We start from the raw sequence: 22098 nt of genomic DNA on the forward strand, positions 1-22098 counted from the left end.
CCTATTACCCATTTTTTACTATATGTATAGAATTTGTATTAAAATATTTGTTTTTTGTGTGTCATTTTAAGAATAAGACAAACTTATTTGAGATCATTTAAACTTGGAAATTTTTAATAAGAACTGATTAGTTTTATGGGATCTTTTTAAGTTAAACCTGCGAGTAATATTAGTTTATAAATAAGGCATTGTCATAAAGTGTCTTAATATTAATAAATAAGGTAATATGTTATAAATAATGATTCATAGTTTATACAGTTTGCTTGTTGAAATTTTTATAATTGTTAACTAAATACTTACTTGCCATTAAAAATTAATATGAAAAAAATAAAGTTTAAAAGTTCTATCCTATGTCTTTTAATTTTAGTTTGTACAAACTATTTGTCTGCTCAAATTGAAAAAAAAATATCTATTGAGTCATTATTAAACCAAATGGTTGATAGAGATGCTATAGCCAGTTTTCCTAAAAATGATTTTAGACTTAAACAAGAGAGTAGTTATAATAGAGCTTCTAAAACTCCAACAGACTCAGTAGGGTGGTTTAATAACCATGATTTTAATAAGGAGGAAAAACCGGAAGACCATAATTTTATTAGAACCGAAGAGAAAAATGGACAGAAAGAATGGGTATTAATGGATCATGTAGGGCCAGGTGCTATTGTTCGTACTTGGATGCCTTTTTTAAGTGCTGGCGAGCCAAATACAGATATTATAATTAAAATTTATTTAGACGGCAGTGATGAGCCTGTTTTAGAAGGTAATATGCTTGGTTTGTTAGATGGAACGGGATTAATTCCATATCCTTTAGCACACCAGTCATTGCGGTCTGCGGTATCCTTTTTTCCAATTCCTTATGCTAAAGGTTGTAAAATAACAACAAGCGAAAAACCATTCTTCTATCAATTTACCTACAGAGCGTATGATGAGGGTACTGCTATTAAAACATTTACAAAAGAAGAATTTTATGAGTTATTGCCTTTAACCAATCAGGTTGGTGAATCCTTGTTGAACCCTGAATTTTATGTACAAGGTAGAGATTATTCTATTACATCTAAATTAGACTCTAAAGATGAGAAATCTATATCATTACCCAAAGGAGAAAATGGATCCATTAGGGAAGTTAGCGTAAAATTAGATGATTATAGAAATCCAGAAATAACACGATCTATAGTTATAAAAATGGAGTTTGATGAGGCGCAAACAGTTTGGTGCCCTATTGGAGATTTTTTTGGTAGTGGTATTGGGTTAAACCCTTTTAAAGGATGGAACAGAACTGTAAGTGATGATGGCACAATGACCTGTAGATGGGTTATGCCATTTCAGAATACAGCCAAAGTATCTTTAATTAATTTAGGGGAAACATCGGTGAATTTTAATTTAAAGGTCACAGGGAGTAAATGGAAATGGGATGAAAACAGCATGTATTTTAATGCAGCTTGGAATGGCCAATATCCTGTGGCCACGCGTCCGTTTTCCGATTGGAATTACGTTACCCTTAAAGGCCGTGGAGTTTATGTAGGTGATGCTTTAACGGTTATGAACCCTGTAAAAAGATGGTGGGGAGAAGGCGATGAGAAAATTTGGGTAGATGGCGAAGATTTTCCATCAATATTCGGAACAGGTACCGAGGATTATTATGCCTATTCTTGGGGAGGAAAGAGTACCGATTTTTATCAGCATCCGTTTCATGCGCAACCTGTGAGCAACGTTTATAATAAGCTAAATAGAAAACCTAAAGGAGTCAAAGGAAAAAACACCTCAGGTTATAGCACAGAAACTAGAACTCGTGCTTTGGACGGTATGCCATTTAGTAGCTCACTACAATTAGATATGGAAGTTTGGAGCTGGACCGATTGTGACATGGGTTATGGCGTTGGAGTTTATTGGTATGGCGATAGAGAAACGACATCAAACCGAGTAGCTAACGAGAAAGAGGTATTAAATGTACCACCTTTACCAAAAGGATTTCCAAATAATACAAAATAACCAACTAAACCAAACTAAATTCAGAGTTCATGCAAAGTATCAAGAAAATCAGTACCATTAGTCTATTGTTTTTTGTTTTTTTATTGGCGAGTTGTCAATCAAAATTTAAGCACAAATTCGAAAAAACAGAACACGGCGTAACCATAAGTCAAGATAGCACTATCATTTCTATCGAGGTGGTTAACCCATCTATTATTCACGTTAATAAAATTAAAATAGGGAGCGAGCCTACTAGTATTCCAGATTATGTTACGGTTTTAGAACCTCAAAATGTAGATTGGAAATTAGTCGATACCGGAGATGTTTTAACAATAAGTACTAGCGCGCTTAATGTATTAGTATATGCGAATGGAGTTATTGAGTATCAGAACAAGGATAATGAAAATTTAGTTTCAGAAACTAACGAATTAACATATTTAACCCCAAGCACAGAAACAGAAATAAATGTGTCGCAAGCCTTTGCAGCAGGCGATGAGGCCTTGTATGGTTTAGGTCAGTTTCAGAGTGGTATAATGAATTGGAAAAACGTACCTATTCGTTTGCAACAATACAATCAAGAAATTGCTGTTCCGTTTTTAGTGTCTACAAAAGGATATGGTATTTACTGGCATAACTATAGTCTAACAGATTTTAATAAACCTGAAAATGAAATTGAGTTTGCTTCCGCAGAAAACATAGCAACCGAAAAAAATGAAAAAGTTGTTGTAGTTGAAGGGGAAAAAGAAGATGTGGCGGCTCATATGACCAAAGAAAATGTAAAGAAAAACATTCGCGAAACTACTTTTATACCAACAAAAACAGGTGAGTATACGTTTATGGCTTTAAGTGATAACGATGGTAGAATGCGAGGACAAATTACTGTTTCTATTAATGGCGATGCTATTATTAATTACTCTACAATTTGGATGCCGCGTCGCTATTCAGGTAAAAAACATTTAGAGGCTGGTAAAAGTTATAAGGTGGTTTTTCAAAATACTGGAGCTAAAATACCAGGTAATTTATATTATAATGAGCCCGATTTTAATAAAACCGTGTTTAGTAGTACACATGGTAATGCCATTGATTATTATTTAGTACAAGGGGAAAATCCAGAAGCTATTATTTCAGAATATCAAAATCTTACAGGAAAAGCACCAATGTTTCCAAAAAGTGCTTACGGATTTTGGCAATGTAGAGAGCGTTATGCTACACAAGAGGAATTGCTAGTAAACGCTAACGAAATGCGAGATCGTAAAATTCCTTTTGATAATATTGTTCAAGATTGGTTTTATTGGCCAAAAGGGACAAAAGGGCCAGAATGGGATCGTAAAAAATACCCAGACCCAAAAGCTATGGTAGACGAGGTTACCAAATTAAATTTAAAACTTATGGTTTCGGTTTGGCCAGAGGTGAAAAACGAAGCCTTAGAGAAAAAATACGACATAAAAAAAATACGAAGTAGTAACTATATCGATGTTTACGATAAAGGAGTTAGCGAGCGTTTTTATCGAATGATTAGTGATTCTATGTTTCATAATGGTGTAAGTTCTATTTGGTTAGATGGCACAGAACCAGAAGGTGTTTCAGACGCTACACAAATGACAGCCGTGGGTCGCTTTGAACAAGTGCAAAACCCATATTCGTTAGAAGTTACAAGGGCCATGTACGAAGGGAGAAGAGAAGAGTTTCCTAACGAGCGTGTTTTTAATTTAACGCGATCTGCTTTTGCGGGTCAACAACGTTATGGAGCAACATCTTGGTCGGGCGATGTTGAGGCATCTTGGGAGCAGTTGGAAGAGCAAATAGCTGCCGGACTTAATTTTACAATGGCTGGTATTCCATATTGGACACACGATATTGGTGGCTTTTTTAGAGATTCTAAATCTATTAATCCGCAATTCGACAATCAATATACCAACCCAGAATATGTTGAATTGCTAACACGTTGGTTTCAGTTTGGAGCGTTTAGTCCCGTTTTTAGAATTCATGGTTATAAATCTCAAACCGAAATTTGGAGATACGGGCAAGAATTTGAAGATATGGCACGTAAATTTATCGATACCCGTTATCAATTGATGCCATATATTTACTCAGAAGCAAGGCGAGTTACCGACGAAGGAAGGTTGTTAATGGCTCCTTTGGCCTACCAATATCCAAATGATAAAAATACTTGGGGTATTAAAGACCAGTTTATGTTTGGCGAATCTTTAATGGTAGGTGTTGTAACAAAATATAAGCAAAGAACAAAAGACATATATTTACCAGAAGGGACTTGGTATAATTTTTGGAATGATGAAAAGGTAGCGGGTAACTCTACAATTACAGTAGAAACTCCATTTGATGAAACACCTTTATTTGTAAAAGCTGGAAGTATTTTGCCAGTTGGACAAAAAGTGCAATATGCTACGGAAAGAACTAAATCGCCAGCAATTATTGATATTATAATTTATCCTGGTGAAGACGCAGAATACACCTTGTATTTAGATGATGGTGAATCGTATAATTACGAAAAAGGAATGTATTCCGAAGTTAAGTTCTCTTATTCAGAAGAAAATAGAACCCTAACTGTAAAAAACGGCAGGGAAGTTTATTATGGTTTTGAAAATAACCCAATACAATTTTTATTTAAATTGGCAGGTGAAGAGTATGTAGATGGTGACTTTTTTCTTGGAAACGAATTAACGATTAAGTTTTAAAAACCAATGAAAATCAAATTAATAGTAATAGCCTGTTTATTATCGAGTTTCGGTTCCATTTTTAAAGGCTTTGCGCAAAACAAGCAACCAAATATTATCTTTTTAATGACCGACGATCAGCGATGGGATAATATGGGGTGTTATGGTAAACCTGAGTTTGAAACCCCTAATATTGATAAATTAGCAACAGAAAGTGTAGTTTTTGATAACGCTTTTTATGCGGTAGCTATTTGTATGCCAAGTCGTGTAACCATGATGACAGGGCGTTACAACTCTAGTCATAGAGTAGGTTTTGTCGCTCCTGATAATTTTACACTATCTCAGGATGATTTTTCTAGAAGTTACCCTGCTTTATTGAAAAAAGAAGGGTACAGAACAGGGTTTGTAGGTAAAGTTGGGTTTACGGTTTCAAAAGAAGCACAAAGACCTAGCACACCAAAAGAACATTTCTACAAAGAAAACTTATCAAATACATTTGATTTTTTTGCTGGTAGTGAAACAACAGATGAAAAAGGATTAGTGATTTGGCCAGAACGTGATTCAGAATTGGAAAGAATCTACCAAGAAGGAAGGCAAAATTCAACGAGAACTTTAAGAACAGGTGAGGCCATGCTTCGTTTTATAGACACGCAACCTAAAGATCAACCTTTTTGTTTATCAGTTAGTTTTTATGCGGTAAAACATGATAGTAATGCTCATATGTATATGCCTCACTACGATTTATTTAAAAACAATATATTTTCTGTACCAGAAAACTGGGTAAAAGGCACTAATGAAGAATTGCCTAAAGTGGTAAAAGAAAATGCTAGAGGTTATCGTTTGCACAAAGAAAGGTCTTCTACGCCAGAGCAACATCAAAGATTAGTACAACGTTTTGCAACTCAAGGTTATACTGTTGATGAGCAAGTTGGTTTTTTAGTCAAAAAACTAAAGGAAAAAGGCATTTTAGAAAATACTGTTATTATTTATACTAGTGATAATGGTCGTTTTCAAGGATCTCACGGATTGTTTGATAAGTGTTTGTTGTATGAAGAATCGGTAAAAGCGCCATTAATAGTTTATGATGGTCGTATAGCAAATAATGACAATGCACGTAGAGAAAATGCATTAATTTCGTCGGTGGATATGGCTCCAACTATTTTATCATTTGCAGGGGTTGAAGCGCCTAAAAGCATGCAAGGAAAAGATTTTGTTCCTGTATTAAATAAAACACAAGATATGTCTCAATGGCGTGACGCTGTTTTTATGGAAGATTTGTTTTTGGTCGATATGTTTCATCAACGAGGTAAGCCTGAAGCAGTCGTTTTGAAAGCTAACCAAAGATTGATTGAGGAAAACAAATCCTACCGGTCGCATGGTGTTAGAACAGATCGTTATAAATATTTCGTCTATTATGAACATACACCTAAAATTGAAGAGTTGTATGATATTGATAACGATCCATTAGAGCAAAATAACCTTGTAAATAATTCCAAGTATAAAAAGGTGCTTAAGCAGTTACGAAAACAAACGGAAGATTTATATCAAAAGGCAATACATTAAAATTATGTGCCAAAAGAAATTAAATTATAGAATTTATAAAATGAAGTTAATACTATTCTTTTTATTAATAATAGGAATAAAAGTTAACGCTCAAAACCCCGTATTTACGCATGTTTTTACAGCCGATCCTTCTCCTCATGTTTGGCCGGATAATCCAAACAAACTTTGGGTATATACATCTCATGATGAACCGGGGTCGAACAATCATTATGGTATGACAGGCTATCATGCCTTTTCTACTACAGATATGGTAAATTGGACAGACCACGGTCGTATTTTACATTTAGATAATGTAGATTGGGCAGAGAGTCATGCTTGGGCCATGGATGCGGCTTACTATCGCGGTCAATATTATTTAATTTATTGCATGAAAGAAGCTGGAATTGGATTGTTTAGAACAGGGATTGCACGTAGCGATGTTCCTCAGGGACCATTTACAGATTTAGGTTATGTAAAAGGTGTGGAGTTTGGTCAAGATCCAGCTTTGTTTATTGATGATGATGGATCACCATATTTATTTTGGGGGCACGATCGTAAATGTTTTGCAGCCGAGTTAAATGCCGATTTAATGTCCATAAAACCTGAAACCTATGTAGATTTAACAAAACAATTAACACATGTGTTCGAAGGTCCGTGGGTACACAAACGCAACAATAAATATTATTTAACATACCCTGGTTTAACACCAAGGCGATGGCCAGAAAAAATGTTCTATGCAGTAGCAGATAAGCCATTAGGGCCTTATGAATTTAAGGATGTGTTTATAGACGATTTTGAGGGGCAAAGTGGAACCAATCACGGCGGTATTGTTACCTACAAAGGAAAAGACATGATGTTTTACCACAGTGCATGGTTGTCGGGTGGTTTGAGCGAAACTAGAAACGTTATGGCAGATTATTTACATTATGATAAAAATGGAGATATCTTACCTATTGTTCCAACAAAAGAGGGACTAGAAAATGCAAAACGAACTATAACAACCTTGCATTTAGAAGCTGAAAATGGATTTGCTGCTGGTGGAGAGTTATATAATGTGATTGTGGATACTTGGATAAAAGGATTTAGTGGTAAGGGGTATGTAACTAATTTTGATAATCCTTATGATCATGTATCAATTTTAGCTCAGGTGGCAAAACCAGCTAAATATCGTTTCATAGTAAGTTATGCATCACCCGATGGAGAATCAAATCATGATATTTTAATTAATAGTCATGCTTATAGAGAATTTAAATTTCCGCAATCAAAAGGGTTTAAGGAAATAGATTTTGGAATGGTTGATTTAAAATCGGGAGATAATTTAATACGTGTATTAAAAAGAGATTGGAAACCATCGAAAGGGGAGTTTGCAATTGATTACGTAAAATTGGTTCAAGTTTTTGAAGATTAATCCTAAGTTTATTTTTAGTCGATTTTTGGAACGTGTTTTTTAACTTCTACAGCAAACGGAGAGCTAGACTTCCTTTAGACTAATAATTAATACCATTTGAATCATAGTTTATACATCGTCGTTTTAGATTTAGGTAATTTTATCTAAAATTTAAATAGATAGTATGATTTTAGTAGGAATTATTAATTTTTTCTTGGCATTAATAGGAAATGTCATAGCCATACTGTGGGGCGTCTTACTTATTAGACATAGACAATGTATTGCATATTTTAAAAACACTTTCACTTTTATAAAGGACGATTATCAACCAGAATTAGAAGTGAATTACGGTAATTTTTTTAGTGAATCATTCGAAGCCTTTAAATACGGTATAAAGTTTTTAGGAAAAAATAGCTCCGCATTAACCTACGGTAAAGACAAAACTTTTGAGATTAATCAAATATTAGTTTTAATAGGTAAACTTTTAATTGCTTTAGGGGTATTTGGTATTATAGTAACAATTATTAGTAGTTTCTGGATGCTGTTTACCAGTCGTTTTTAATCTCAAAATGTTAAAAATAACATTCTAAAGTATTGAATTTAATTTCCAAATTACAATATAAACTTAACTTTTAAGAAAATCACTAAAAATGAAACAATATCAAAATAAGCTACTATTAGTTTTAATAACTTTGTACGCTAGTGCTTCATTTGCTCAAATAAAACTAGAGTTATTAAATGATTTTAAACAACCAATAGGCAGCTGGATTGAAGTAAAAGCAATCAGCCTAGATACATTAAATACTAAGGAACTTAGTTTTTCTTCTGGAAAGGGAGTTTTTGTAAATGGAGAGAAAGGTAAGGCAAAGTATTTGGTCTCAAAAAAGGAATACCGAGACATGGAACTTCATCTTGAATTTATGCTTCCTAAAGGTTCAAATTCTGGTATCTATATTCAGAGTAGATATGAAATTCAACTTTTCGACAGTTGGGGAGCAACAGATCTTACTTTTTATGATTGTGGAGGTATTCAACAACGCTGGGATGAAAGTAAACCAGAGGCAGAAAGAGGTTATGGCGGTTATGCTCCAAGAACAAATGCTTGTAAAGCACCTGGTGAATGGCAGAGTTTGGATGTTATTTTTAAGGCAGCAAAATTTAATTCTAGTGGAGAGAAAATAAAGAATGCTCAATTTGATAAAGTGATTCTTAACGGCGTTGTAATTCATGATAACGTTGAATTGTCTGGGCCAACCAAAGGTGCGTTATCAAAAATAGAAGTTGCAAGTGCTCCGTTCCGGTTACAAGGTGGGCACGGGCCAGTGGCATTTAAGAATATTAGGGTAAGAGATTTGAATCATATTCGGTTATCTAAACCTAATAAATGGGTTGACCTTTTTCAAAACAGAAAAGAAACAGGTCCTAATTATGATTTTATAGTTCATGGAGATGCCACTGCTGAAGAAGCTAATGCTATGTTTGAGTATACCGGAAAAGAACTTAAAGGTATGTATAAGTGGCAGAAAACGGCCGCGCCTTACGGTATTGCGGTTACAAAAAAAGCTTATAAGTCATACGACCTAAAATTCGAATTTAAATGGGGCAAACGTTGCTTTGAACCTCGTCTAGAAAAAATCCGCGATGCGGGCCTTTTATATCATTGTCCAATAGGTACTTATGCGTGGCCACCAAGTTTAGAATATCAAATACAGGAAGGCGATTGTGGCGATTTATGGAATATAATGGGAGCGCATTGTGATGTTTTAAAAAACGGAGAAATTATAAAAATTGAAAAGAGAGATTATAGTAGTTCAAAAAAATGGACAGATGAAGAAAAACCGGGCTGGAACAAAGTGTTGTTGAAAGTTCGAGGAAACTCGGCTAAATACTATTTAAATGGTGTTTTAATAAATGAAATTACCAATGCAACTTATGGAGGTTTATCCCTAAAATCTGGATTTATTGCTTTGCAAGCTGAATATGCTGAGGTAATTTATAGAAAAATAAAAATAAAAGAACTTTAAGTTTAAAAGTAAAAAATCAAAAAGAATTGTTATGAAGATTAAAAGTGCGTTTAACTATAATTATAAAGAGGCTAAGATGTTTTTGCTGCTGTTTTTGGTGTTAGGTTTAACTAATATAAATGCCCAAACCACAGTAAATTCATTAAGTGAATTAATGCCTTTTTTAGAAAAGGATAATGTCGAGGTTAAGTTAGCACCAGGCGTTTATACTATAACAGCAGCCGATGTAAAGAATGGGTTGTATAAAAAAGAAATGAAGTTAAAAAACACCAGTAGCGTTTTACTTCTTTTTGAAGGTAATAATAGTACTTATGATTTTACCGATGTAACCATAAGTGTTGATACTGAAGTACTTCAATCCTTTGGTAAGAATCAGGTTAATGAACTTCAAATTATTGGTAATAATAACGTGCTTAAAAACTTAACCATGGTCGATAATGGTTCGGTTCACGATGCTCCAACAAGGCGTGCTACTAATATTGTTATGGATGGCGCTCATAATAGAATTGAAGGGTTTCATGTTACCACAAAAGGGTCTTTCCCTTATGGTTATGGTGATGCTTTTGGTAAAGGTGGTAAAGTGGTAATAAAACATCAAAAGCACAGTGCTTGCTTAATTCGTGGGGAATCTAATCATCTTAAAAACTCAACGTTTATACACAGAAGTTACGGGCATTGTATTTTTACACAAGCTGCTAGTAACCCAACTATTGAAGGTTGTGTAGTTGAAGGTGAAGTTCGTAAAACCGACGATATGTTGGCGGAAACTTCTGGTCCAGCTTTCGATGTTAACTTTATGACCGTTTGGGGCTATAAATTACCAAAAGGTTATATGTTAAGCACCGGTGAAGCAGGAATTAGAGCGTATAATGCTGGTGAAACTATTATTGATGGCAAGGTTTATAAAAGAGGGACATCCAACCCAACGGTATTAAATTGTACCATAAAATATATGCGCACAGGTGTTACATTGTCGCATGCCGTAGGTAATAAATATGTTGAAGGTTGTACGATTATCGGTTGCGAAAATGGTTATTCTTTAGGATCAGGAACAGTAGTAAATTGTAAAGCAGATTGTGCTTTTGGCCCTGTGTATTCTACAACTTATGAAAACGATAAAAATTACAATGCTGATATTACTATTATTCCGGCAATCGACCCATATTATAATGGCTCAGGTAGCGTCGCTTATATTGGCGGAAGTGGTCATGATATCACTTTAAGATCTAATGAAAGTACTTTGCATAAAGGTTTAACTATAAAAGTAGGAGGCGAAAAAGGAAATATTAGATTAATGAACGGAAATTTTCCACATCAAAACGATTTTAAAGGAGGAAGTTTTAAAATAGATAACCTAACTAGTTATCCAATATTTTTATCAGCTAAGAGTAGTAAAGTAACCGGGGAATCTATTGGTGAGGTTTCCGATTTAGGAACTAATAATAACATAAAGCATATTAATTAGACATGAAAAATAGACAACTTATTATTACTTGCGCATTAATTATTTCCATGTTGAATGTGGGAAAAATTTTTGCACAAACACCAGTTTGGCAAGGAAAAGGAAGAATAGCCATTAGTTCTGATGGTAATGAGCATGACCATGACGATTGGGCTGCAACACCATTAAGTTTGGCTTTAGTGGCAGCCAAGGGACTTCAAGATAATTTGGTGCTTTATACCTATAGCGATCATGTTTGGGGCAGTAATCAAGATCATCCAACTTCAAAATCTGGTTTAAATTCTTATCAACATATGCGTGAAAGCGCTTTGAAAGGTGGCGAATGGTTTGGTTTTAATAATACAAACTTTATTTGTGCTGTCGATAATGCTGAGGTTGCTTATACCGCTTTGCGAGATGAAATCAATAAATCTTCAGAAGAAAATCCTTTAGTTATTATTGCAGCTGGACCTATGCAGGTTGTTGGTGAAGCTATTAATCGTGCCGATGTATCTAAACGTCAATATGTAAGCCTCATTTCGCATTCCGGCTGGAACGATAATCATAGTGATAAACCACATAAACAGTTTTGGGATACCCATTCAGGTTGGACGTTTAAAGAAATTAAAACTGCTTTTTCGGGTGAAGAAGGAGGCCGTTTAAATTGTATTCATATTACAGATCAAAATGGACGTGAGGATTACGAAGGATTAAAAGCTCCAAAAGAAAAATTCGATTGGATAAAAACTTCAGAGGCACGAAACAATAATGCATATAAAAACGGTGCTTGGGAATGGCTTTATACAAGATTAGAAACATGTGTTAAAAAAGGTGATTTTGATCCTTCGGATGCTGGTATGGTTGTGTATTTGTTCACTGGTGTTGAGAAAACAAGTCCAGAGCTAGCTAAAGAAATTATGGAAAACCCCGTTTTAAACTAATTTAAGAATTAAACAAAGATTATGAAGTCTACAATACTTTTTATAATAGTAATGCCAGTGTTACTGTTTGTTTCGTTTCAAAATATCAATCAAATGAAGCAGTTAGAAATACAGGTGTCTAATCTTGCTGAACTTCAAGATGCTGTTAAAAGCAGTAATCAAATTATTGTGATGAAACCTGGCGATTATATTATTACTGAATTACCTGAAGATGAAAGAAGTATCGTGTGTTCGGGCTCAAACAATACTATTAACCTTTCAGGAGTTTACATTAATTTCCCTGTGGGCACTTGTAAAGATGCTCATTTTAATTTTACAGGTTCAAACAACACGCTCAGTGGTGGTGTTTTTGAAGATACCTATCAAAACGGCATGACCGAAGTTACCGATTTTGGAAGTTATAATCAAAACCGAAAAACTTTAGCAAAAGGTCTTAAGGGTGGTGCAAATATTAGGGTTTCGGGTAACGGAAACACTATTGAAGGTATAAAATTAACCGTGCGTGGTTCGTTTCCTTATGGCTATGGTAATATGTACGGAATTGGTAGAGGTAATGCCACGGGGCTAGATAAGCGCTGCGCATTATTAATTACGGGCGTTGGTAATACGGTGGATAACTGCGAATTTCAACATCGTGCGTTCGGGCATGTTATTTATATGCAGAAAGATGCCGATAAAACACTAATAAAAAACACCTATATTGAAGGTGCTGTACGCCCAAGTAACGACACTTATGCCGAAACTAACGACGGCGATTTACCTAAACGATTCGATTATAAAATGCCTATTGGACCAATGCAAGGGCTCCCTATTCCACGCGATGTGATGTTTAACCTTACTGAAGATGGTATTAGAGCATATAACATTCCAGGTTCTGTAACTGTAGAAAATTGTAAAGTGGTTAAATGTCGAGGTGGAATAAAGTTATACATGGCAAAAGGCGATGTTAAAGTGAGTAATAGCACAGTTTTAGATTGTATTGTAGAAGGCTACTCTTTAAATAATGGAGGCGAATTAATTAACTGCAAAGGCAATGCAGCTTATGGGCCGCTGCTATACATGCATTTTGATAAAGTTTCAAACCAAAAAATAGACCTTACTGTATTACCTGCACCACACGCTGTTGGCAACCATGTGTTTGCGGCTATAAAAGGCCGAGGCCATAACATCACGATAAAACGAGCAGAACATGCTGGTGAAATTGATAACACATTAAGACCAATTGTAGTTGGGTATAAAGCAAGGTTCGAGTTTTTAACTACAAGTTATCCAGGGGTTCCAAAGGGATATGACGACAATTTTAATACCCATTTTGGAGATGTAACTTATCGGGCTTCAAATATTTCTATTAAAAATGAAACTGAATATCCTGTTATTTTGGGAAGTCTTTCAGAAGATAACAATATTGAAAGTTTAGGTAAGGTTGCAGATTTAGGTGAAAATAATTCGATTAAAAATAAAATTTAAAATATGAATGTAATTAAATTTATAATTACGTTTTTAAGTGTTTTTGGAGTACTAGTTGGGTGTAAATCAGTAGTGAAAAAAGAACTCAGAAGTACAGTCAATTCAACTAATTTTATAATTATTTATACTGATGATTTAGGCTATGGCGATTTAGGTTGTTATGGAGCGGAAGGTTATGAAACGCCGCATTTGGATACTATGGCGGCTGAAGGTATGCGGTTTACCGATTTTTCAGTGTCAAGTTCTATTTGTACGCCATCTCGTGCTGGTTTGTTAACAGGGCGTTATGCGCAACGTTGGGGGCACAATGGTAAAGTGTTTTGGCCTTAAAGTAAGGGTGGAATGCCAAATACTGAAATTACAATTGCCGAAATGCTCAAACAGAAAAATTATCAAACTGGTATGGTTGGTAAATGGCACTTAGGGCATCAACCGGAATATCTTCCTACAGCTCAAGGTTTCGATATGTATTACGGCATTCCTTTTAGTAACGATATGTGGCAAGCGCTCGAAATTCCTTTGGCCAAAAATGTTACTTTAAACGAAGGCTTAACGGTTACCGACTACAAGAGGGAAAATCCGAAAAAGAAATTTCGAAGCAAAATGCCTATAATGTTAGGGAATGAGGTTGTTGAATGGCCAGTAAACCAATCTCAACTTACCAAAAAATACACCGAAAAAGCTAAACAATTCATTTCAGAAAATAAAGAGAACCCATTTTTTCTATACTTAGCGCATAGTATGCCGCACATACCGCTTTTTGCCTCAAAAGAATTTGCAGGTAAAACGGAACGTGGTCTGTTTGGTGATGTTATTGAAGAGATAGATTGGTCGGTTGGTGAAATTCTAAAAACCTTAAAAGCACAGGGTTTAGATAAAAATACTATGGTTATTTTTACTTCTGATAACGGCCCTTGGTTAAGTAAAAAATTAAACGCGGGTAGTGCTGGACCATTTCGAGATGGAAAATTTAGTCCATACGAAGATGGAAGTCGTGTGCCCTGCATAGTTTGGCAACCGGGAACTGTGCCTAATGGAGTAGTTTCAAATATTCAAACATCAACACTCGATATATTACCAACATTTGCGAGCATTGCAGGAATTTCAATACCTAAAGATAGAAACTTGGATGGATTAAATATAACTGAGGTTTTAAAGGGTAATAATTCAACTAAATTAGATAGGCCATATTATTTATTCCGTGGTGATGCAATACGAATTGGAGATTGGAAATATGTGAAAATAAAGAAAAACGAGGAGCTTTTTAATTTAGCAAAAGACAAAGAAGAGTCTAAAAACATTATAAAACAATTTCCCGAAAAGGCTAAAACATTAGCTGATAAATTAGAAAGTGTTAAGGCAAGTTTTAAGTAGATTAAAACTTTTTTTTAATTATAACATAGTTTCTGAGAATTAGAACAATTGAAAGCGTTGATGTTTTATAGAGAATGACCTATAAGTTATAGGTGTTTAGTTTATATAGATATAAATTTGTTTTTATTGAAGTAAATAAACTAAACCAGCATGAAAAAAACATTACTATTATTAGCAGCTTTTTTTACTATTACATTGGCTTCGGCGCAATTTACAGATGGAGACTATACGTTTACGGTAGTTGGTTCAGATGCTTATGTTTCTGGAACAACTGCAACTGGCGATGTAACCTTTCCTACTAGTGCCACAGATTCAGCAACATCAACAACTTATAATGTTACTGGGGTTGATGGTGGTTTAAGTGCTTCAGGTTCAGGTATTACATCTATTATCATTCCTTTAGGTTATAAAACATTTCAAGCAAATTGTTTTCGTGGTATGGCAAGCATGACATCTATTGTTTTCCTTGATGGAGAAACGTTTGGCGACAAAGCCTTTCGTAATCTTGATAGTCTAGAATCGGTAGTTTTACCTCCTAACACAATTACTTCTTTTGGTATTCAAATGTTTTGGCAAAGCGATAATCTAAGCTCTGTAGATCTTGGGGGGGTAACTTCGTTGCCTAATCAAGCATTTAAAGCTTGTCCAGCAATGAATACCCTAACAATTCCAGTAACTATGACCTCTTTTGCTGAGAATTCTTTTCAAGGTACAACTGTGCTAACATTAATATTAGAAGGGGCTACACCACCAACTATTAATGCACTTTGGGATGGTATTCCAGCCAATATAACGGCTTATGTGCCAACAGCTAATATTACTGATTATGAGAATGCCCCAATATGGGCAGATATGACTATTAAGGATAAGGCAATATTACAGGATTCACAAGTAACAGTTAATACTTTGGCCGATTTTAGAACTGCTGTACAGTTTAGTGACAGGGAAATTACCTTGGCGTCTGGAACCTATAATCTTGAAGATGATTTGCCGAGTGGTTCTAGAGTCATAACAATGTCTGGGTCTAACAACACTATTACGTTAACGGGCGCGCATATAGAAGTACCTGTAGGTTCCATAGGGGAATCTTATTTTGTTATTGCTGGAGATAATAATACAATTATAGGCGGTGAAATTGAAGATACTTATAATAATGGGTTAACAGAAATAACCGACTTTGTGGCTTATCATCAAGATAGTGCTAATTTGGCTTATGGTCTTGGTGATCCGGATATGACGGTTTCTGGAGCCGATAATTTAGTGGACGGGCTTAAATTAACAGTGCGTGGGTCTCATCTATATGGATATGGAAGCATGTATGGTATTAATCAATATAATACATTTGGTATGAAAAAACGTAGTGGTTTATTGATTAATGGCCCAAGAAATACCCTTAACAATGTAGAATTACAAATGAGGGCTTTTGGGCATGGTATTTTTATGCAAGGTGATGCAGATGAAACGCTTATAAAAAACAGTTTAGTAGAAGGTCGTGTGCGTGCTTATGCAGATTTGTATAACGAAACTGATCCTAATTCTTTCCCTTATAGATCAGACTATAAATTACCAGGAACGTCGGATACAGATTTTGAGATGCCTTTTAGTGATGATGTTCTTCCAATTCCAACGGACGAGTTCTTTTCTCTTAGTGAAGATGGATTTAGAACCTATACAGGAAGCGGAAGTGTGACGGTTGAAAATTGCACTGCAAAAAATATGAGAGGTGGATTTCGTTTCTACTTAGGAGGCGCAGCTACTGTTATTAATTGTGTAGCCACAGATTGCGGAAGTTCAAACTTCAATTTGCCATCAAATGGTGTTATAGATAATTCATCGGGTAATTTTGCTTATGCCCCATTAACAGATAATGCGGGAAGTAAGAATGGGTATAATGCGGAATGGACAATTATTCCGTCGCCTCATGCAACGGGACCTCATAATTTAATGAATTTAACAGGAAATAATCATACTCTTGTTTTTCACAGAACAGAAGGGCCAATTGATACTACCGATCGTGCCATTGTAGTATCTGGTAATAATTCGGATATAGTAAATGAAACAGAATACGATATTGTTCTTGAATCTGGTACAAGTGGAAATACAATAACAAGTTGTGGAGGTGGAACAGTTACAGATAATGGAACGAGTAACACGATAATAACCTATGCTACTTGTCAAGAATTGAATGATGCATGCCCTAAAACAGTAGCATTAATGGAAGGGGAATGTTACGATAGCATGTCTGGAGTTGAGACAGAAAATAGTTCTGAAGGAGGTTTGAATCTTAGTTACATTACTGATGGAGATTGGGTTATGTTCGAGGATATTGATTTAAACGGGATTAAATCCGTTGATATAAGAACTGCCAGTAAATATGATGGCGGATTTATAGAAGTGCGTTTAGGTACTGTATCAGGAACATTAATAGCAACTGTTCCAGTACCCAATAGAGGAGGTTGGCAATCATGGGGAACCGATTCTGTAGATATTCCAAGTTTTACTGAGGGTGTTTATGATGTTTATTTTGTTTTTAAAAGCGCGAACACCGGTTCTATTTTTAATGTGAATTGGTTTGCGTTTTCAGAAGAAGCTTTGTCAATAGATTCAAATGCGTTGCTTGGTAACATAAGTGTATATCCAAATCCTGTATCAAAAGAACTTACAGTTTCTTTACTGAATAGTAATTTAGATGGTAATGCTAAAATTGCTTTGTATGCTTTAAGTGGTCCAAAAATATTGGAAGTAAATTCTATAAATAACATGACTACAACACTTAATTTGTCTAATGCACAAAGTGGTGTTTATGTTCTAAAGGTTAGTGATAAATCTAAAACGATTACAAAGAAAATAGTCAAGATTTAATTTTTTTGGCAAATGAAAAAGTTTAAATGACTCTTAAGGTTACCCCTGGCATTATTACAATTATTCAAAAATTTTTTATTATAAACTAAATAGCTATGAAAAAAACATTACTATTATTAGCAGCTTTTTTTACTATTACATTGGCTTCGGCGCAATTTACAGATGGAGACTACACGTTTACCGTAGTTGGTTCAGATGCTTATGTTTCTGCAACTACGGCCACAGGAGATGTAACCTTTCCTACTAGTGCTACAAATTCAGCAACAGCAACAACCTATAATGTTACTGGTGTTCATGGTAATTTAAGTAGTTCTGGTACAGGTTCAAGTATTACGTCTGTTACAATTCCATTAGGTTATAAAACATTTCAAGCAAATTGTTTTCGTGGTATGTCAAGCATGACATCTATTGTTTTCCTTGATGGAGAAACATTTGGAGATAAAGCTTTCCGTAATGTAGATAGTCTAGAATCAGTCATTTTGCCTCCTAACCCAATTACCTCTTTTGGTATTCAAATGTTTTGGCAAAGCGATAATCTAAGCTCTTTAGATCTTGGGGGGCTAACCTCATTGCCTAATCAAGCATTTAAAGCTTGTCCTGCATTGACTACATTAACCATTCCTGAAACTATGACTTCTTTTGAGGAGAATTCATTTCAAGGTTCATCTGTAGTTACCTTAATACTCGAAGGTTCTACACCGCCAATAATCAATGCTCTTTGGGATGGTATTCCAGCAAATATAACGGCTTATGTACCAACAAATAATGTAACAGATTATCAGAATGCCGCTATTTGGGAAGATATGTCAATAAAAGATGTAGCAATATTACAGGATTCACAAGTAACAGTAAATACTTTGGCCGATTTTAAGGCTGCTTCACAGTTTAGTGATAGAGAAATTACTTTGGCGTCAGGATCCTACAATCTTGAAGATGATTTACCAAGCGGTTCTAGGGTAATAACAATTTCTGGGTCAAATAATATCATTACATTAACGGGGGCATATATAGAAGTGCCTGTTGGTTGCATTAATGAAACTTATTTTGTTGTTACAGGCAATAATAATACAATTATTGGTGGAGAAATTGAAGACACTTACAATAACGGCTTAACCGAAATAACAGATTTTAGTGCGTACAATCAAGATAGAGATAATTTAGCTTATGGTTTAGGTGGCGACGCCGTTGTTACTATTTCGGGTACAGATAATTTACTTGATGGTTTTACTTTAACAACAAGAGGGTCATTTCCTTATGGTTACGGAAGTATCTATGGTATTGGTGCGGGTAATACGTTTGGATTAAATAAACGTTGTGGGATATTGATTAATGGGCCAAGAAATACAATTGATAATGTTGTGCTTCACCAAAGAGCTTTCGGTCATGGTATATTTATGCAAGGCGATGCCGATGAAACAGTAATTAAAAATACAACTGTAGATGGTAGAGTTCGTGCAACAGGAGAGTTGTACAACGAAACGAATACTTACGATTTGCCTTATAGATCAAATTATCTAATGCCGCATGAAGATGATAGGCCCGTTCCTACTGATGAGTATCATTCGCTTAGTGAAGATGCTTTTAGGGCATATACAGGTAGCGGAAGCACTACTGTAGAGAATTGTACGGCAGATAAAATGAGAGGTGGCTTTCGTTTCTATTTAGGAGGTGCGGCTACTATTTCTAACTCTATGGCTACAGATTGCGGAAGTTCAAACTTCAATCTACCTTCAAATTCAGGTATTATTTCCGATTCCTCGGGTAATTTTTCTTATGCGCCATTAACCGATAATGCAGGAAATAAGAACGGTTATAATGCCGAGTGGACTATAATTCCGTCGCCTCACGCTACTGGACCACATAATTTAATGGATCTTACAGGAAGCAATCACACCATTGTTTTTCACAGAACAGAAGGGCCAATTGATACTACCGATCGTGCCATTGTTATAACAGGTAATAATTCGGATATAGTAAATGAAACAGAATATGATATTGTTCTTGAATCTGGTGCAAGTGGAAATACAATAACAAGTTGTGGAGGTGGAACCGTTACAGATAATGGAACAAATAATACAATAATTACTTTTGTAACTTGTCAAGAAATGAATGATGCATGCCCTAAAACAGCAGCATTAATGGAGGGGGAGTGTTACGATAGCATGTCCGGAGTTGAAACAGAAAATTGTTCTGAAGGCGGATTGAACCTTAGTTATATTGCCAATGGAGATTGGGTTAAATTTGATTCTATAGATTTGGAAGGGATTAAATCGGTTAATGCAAGAACATCAAGTAAGTCTGATGGAGGCTATATTGAAGTACGAACCGATGCTGTTGCGGGTAGTTTAATAGCCACCATCCCTGTTAGTAACACTGGTAATTGGCAAAGTTGGGGAACAGAATCAGTTGGTTTAACATCTTTTGCAGGAGGTATTCATGATGTTTATTTTGTGTTTAAAAGCCCAAATACAGGGTCTATTTTTAATGTAAATTGGTTTAGCTTTTCGGCAACATCCCTATCTGTAAAATCAAATACGTTGGCAGATAATATAGATTTATACCCAAACCCTACAACGAATAAACTTTTAGTTTCTTTAGTAAATGCTCAACTAAATAACAATACAAAAATTGAATTATACTCTATTAGCGGTCAAAAAGTTTTGGAAGTAAGTTCCATAAGTAAAGGTGTTACAATACTTGATTTGACTAGAGTACAAAGCGGTATTTATCTTTTAAAAGTTAGTGATAAGTCTCATGTTATTACCAAAAAAGTAGTTAAGCTTTAATGTTGTTTTAAAGTAGAATTGAAACTTGATGTTTAGTAATCTGTTTTATTGTGGTAGATTACGTTTTTATGAAACTTTTAAACTTCTTAAGAAATAAAAATGAATAAGAATTTAATAGAATTGAATAAGTCCAAGGAACCTTCTTTTTCTAATTATAAATGGCTATTGGCATTGGTGTTATTTGTATTTGCAAATTCAGTAATGTTATCTCAAACCGTTGTTAATTCAATTAATCAGTTATTACCCTACTTGGATGATGATAATGTTCATGTAAAAATGACTCCTGGTGTGTATACTATTACGGCAGATGATGTAAAAAGAGGAAAAATTGGTAGTGAAAGTTCTGTGTTTAGTAAAATTAGAGTATTACTTCCTTTTGAAGGATCCAACAGTACTTATGATTTTACAGGAGTAACTTTAAGAATTGAAACTGCGGTTTTTAAAGCATTTGGCCGTTATGATATTTTCGAAATAAATATAACAGGTAATAATAATATTTTAAAGAATTTAACCTTGGTAGATGTAGGTTCTGTATATGATCACCCTACCTGGAGAGCAACAAATATTGTTATTGATGGTAGGGAAAATAGAATAGAGGGATTTCATATGACAACTAAAGGGTCTTGGCCATATGGTTATGGTGATGCTTTTGGAAAAGGAGTTACAACTACAATCAAGCATTTTAAACATTGTGCTTTGTTGGTTCGCGGTTTATCTAATCATGTAAAAAACTGTACATTAATCCATAGATCTTATGGGCATGCCATTTATATGCAGGCGGCAGATAAACCTATTATTGAAGGCTGTTATATTGAAGGCGAAGTGCGTAAAACAGACGATATTCTTGCCGAAACTTCTGGTCCTGCTTACGACATCGATTTTAAGACCGTCTGGAAATATAAATTACCGGCGGGTTATATGGTGAGCACCGGAGAAGAAGGTATTCGAGCTTATAGTGGTGGAGAAACAGTTATAGATGGCGTTACTTATAAAAGAGGAACTAGTAACCCTACGATTTTAAATAATACGATTAAAAATATGAGAGCAGGCGTAACCTTAACGCATGCTACTGGTAAAAAATACGTGGAGGGTTGTGTATCTATTGGTTGCGAACGGGGTTTTGCTATAGGTTCTGGCGATATTGTTAATTGTAGTTCCGATGCTATTTATGGTCCTGCATTAGGGGTAGATTATGAGTCTGATAGTGGTATAACGGCAGATATTACTTTGCTTTCCGATGTTGGCGAATATAACGGCAGTAAACATCTTGCGATAATAATTGGGAAAAATCACGACATTACTTTCAGAAGTTCAGATACCAATTTTAATTCATCCTTAAAACTAGAAATATCTGGAGATAATAGAACTATTGGTCTTATAGGTCGCGTAAAGGAGCAATCTTCAAACAATATCAAGATTAAAAACTTAACAGGTTACCCGATTATTTTAGGGACAGAAAGTAAAGATACAAGTGGGGAATCCTGTGGTGATATTATCGATAATGGCATCCAAAATAAGGTAATTAGTTCACTATTATGCAATAAATAATTATTGCACTTAGTATTGCTAACAAGATATTATTTTGAGTTTTAATGGTCTGAAATAACGTAAATGCTACTGTAAAAACAGTGGTT

The 22098-nt window shown here is 35.0% G+C and carries 12 protein-coding genes and 1 pseudogene; all 13 read left to right on the forward strand.

From position 1 onward, the window contains the following. The first annotated feature begins 318 nt into the window (after window positions 1-318). The 13 genes and pseudogenes from AAFN75_RS11305 (at window position 319) to AAFN75_RS11365 (ending at window position 22012) form a co-directional block, all read left to right on the forward strand. Window positions 319-1986 carry a glycoside hydrolase family 172 protein gene (locus AAFN75_RS11305; protein WP_411806413.1) on the forward strand — a complete coding sequence of 556 codons (1668 nt, stop codon included), beginning with the start codon at window positions 319-321 and terminating at the stop codon, window positions 1984-1986. 29 nt (window positions 1987-2015) lie between these two features. Further along, window positions 2016-4661, forward strand: a complete 2646-nt coding sequence (locus AAFN75_RS11310) for a TIM-barrel domain-containing protein (protein ID WP_411806414.1) — start codon at window positions 2016-2018, stop codon at window positions 4659-4661. Window positions 4662-4667: 6 nt separating this feature from the next. Then, window positions 4668-6203, forward strand: coding sequence for a sulfatase-like hydrolase/transferase (locus AAFN75_RS11315; protein WP_411806415.1), 1536 nt, complete (start codon window positions 4668-4670; stop codon window positions 6201-6203). Between the two features lie 40 nt (window positions 6204-6243). Then, complete coding sequence (locus AAFN75_RS11320) at window positions 6244-7590, forward strand: family 43 glycosylhydrolase (RefSeq protein ID WP_411806416.1); 1347 nt, start codon at window positions 6244-6246, stop codon at window positions 7588-7590. Window positions 7591-7753: 163 nt separating this feature from the next. Beyond that, a complete protein-coding gene (locus AAFN75_RS11325; RefSeq protein WP_411806417.1) occupies window positions 7754-8131 on the forward strand; it encodes a hypothetical protein in 378 nt (125 codons plus the stop codon). Window positions 8132-8219: 88 nt separating this feature from the next. Next, window positions 8220-9593, forward strand: coding sequence for a DUF1080 domain-containing protein (locus AAFN75_RS11330; protein WP_411806418.1), 1374 nt, complete (start codon window positions 8220-8222; stop codon window positions 9591-9593). A 31-nt stretch (window positions 9594-9624) separates the two neighbouring features. Further along, window positions 9625-11058 carry a hypothetical protein gene (locus tag AAFN75_RS11335; protein WP_411806419.1) on the forward strand — a complete coding sequence of 478 codons (1434 nt, stop codon included), beginning with the start codon at window positions 9625-9627 and terminating at the stop codon, window positions 11056-11058. A gap of 2 nt (window positions 11059-11060) precedes the next feature. Further along, a complete protein-coding gene (locus AAFN75_RS11340; RefSeq protein ID WP_411806420.1) occupies window positions 11061-11975 on the forward strand; it encodes a hypothetical protein in 915 nt (304 codons plus the stop codon). A 21-nt stretch (window positions 11976-11996) separates the two neighbouring features. Continuing rightward, the gene (locus AAFN75_RS11345) at window positions 11997-13442 is read left to right on the forward strand and encodes a right-handed parallel beta-helix repeat-containing protein (RefSeq protein ID WP_411806421.1); all 1446 of its coding nucleotides are present in this window, start codon (window positions 11997-11999) and stop codon (window positions 13440-13442) included. Between the two features lie 3 nt (window positions 13443-13445). Then, a pseudogene (locus AAFN75_RS11350) lies at window positions 13446-14816 on the forward strand (sulfatase). Window positions 14817-14966: 150 nt separating this feature from the next. Further along, window positions 14967-17678: a carbohydrate-binding protein gene (locus tag AAFN75_RS11355; RefSeq protein WP_411806422.1), complete on the forward strand. Its 2712-nt coding sequence runs from the start codon at window positions 14967-14969 to the stop codon at window positions 17676-17678. Window positions 17679-17773: 95 nt separating this feature from the next. Then, window positions 17774-20464, forward strand: a complete 2691-nt coding sequence (locus tag AAFN75_RS11360; protein WP_411806423.1) for a carbohydrate-binding protein — start codon at window positions 17774-17776, stop codon at window positions 20462-20464. 99 nt (window positions 20465-20563) lie between these two features. Then, window positions 20564-22012 carry a hypothetical protein gene (locus AAFN75_RS11365; protein ID WP_411806424.1) on the forward strand — a complete coding sequence of 483 codons (1449 nt, stop codon included), beginning with the start codon at window positions 20564-20566 and terminating at the stop codon, window positions 22010-22012. Window positions 22013-22098 lie beyond the last annotated feature (86 nt).

The organism is Algibacter sp. AS12, assembly GCF_046736315.1.
Lineage (GTDB): Bacteria > Bacteroidota > Bacteroidia > Flavobacteriales > Flavobacteriaceae > Algibacter_B > Algibacter_B amylolyticus.

Excerpts from the sequence above, each read along its gene's own strand:
- AAFN75_RS11320 (WP_411806416.1), top strand. The coding sequence starts at position 6,244 with ATGAAGTTAATACTATTCTTTTTATTAATAATAGGAATAAAAGTTAAC.
- AAFN75_RS11360 (WP_411806423.1), top strand. The coding sequence starts at position 17,774 with ATGAAAAAAACATTACTATTATTAGCAGCTTTTTTTACTATTACATTG.
- AAFN75_RS11305 (WP_411806413.1), top strand. The coding sequence starts at position 319 with ATGAAAAAAATAAAGTTTAAAAGTTCTATCCTATGTCTTTTAATTTTA.
- AAFN75_RS11310 (WP_411806414.1), top strand. The coding sequence starts at position 2,016 with ATGCAAAGTATCAAGAAAATCAGTACCATTAGTCTATTGTTTTTTGTT.
- AAFN75_RS11340 (WP_411806420.1), top strand. The coding sequence starts at position 11,061 with ATGAAAAATAGACAACTTATTATTACTTGCGCATTAATTATTTCCATG.
- AAFN75_RS11345 (WP_411806421.1), top strand. The coding sequence starts at position 11,997 with ATGAAGTCTACAATACTTTTTATAATAGTAATGCCAGTGTTACTGTTT.
- AAFN75_RS11325 (WP_411806417.1), top strand. The coding sequence starts at position 7,754 with ATGATTTTAGTAGGAATTATTAATTTTTTCTTGGCATTAATAGGAAAT.
- AAFN75_RS11330 (WP_411806418.1), top strand. The coding sequence starts at position 8,220 with ATGAAACAATATCAAAATAAGCTACTATTAGTTTTAATAACTTTGTAC.
- AAFN75_RS11315 (WP_411806415.1), top strand. The coding sequence starts at position 4,668 with ATGAAAATCAAATTAATAGTAATAGCCTGTTTATTATCGAGTTTCGGT.
- AAFN75_RS11365 (WP_411806424.1), top strand. The coding sequence starts at position 20,564 with ATGAATAAGAATTTAATAGAATTGAATAAGTCCAAGGAACCTTCTTTT.
- AAFN75_RS11335 (WP_411806419.1), top strand. The coding sequence starts at position 9,625 with ATGAAGATTAAAAGTGCGTTTAACTATAATTATAAAGAGGCTAAGATG.
- AAFN75_RS11355 (WP_411806422.1), top strand. The coding sequence starts at position 14,967 with ATGAAAAAAACATTACTATTATTAGCAGCTTTTTTTACTATTACATTG.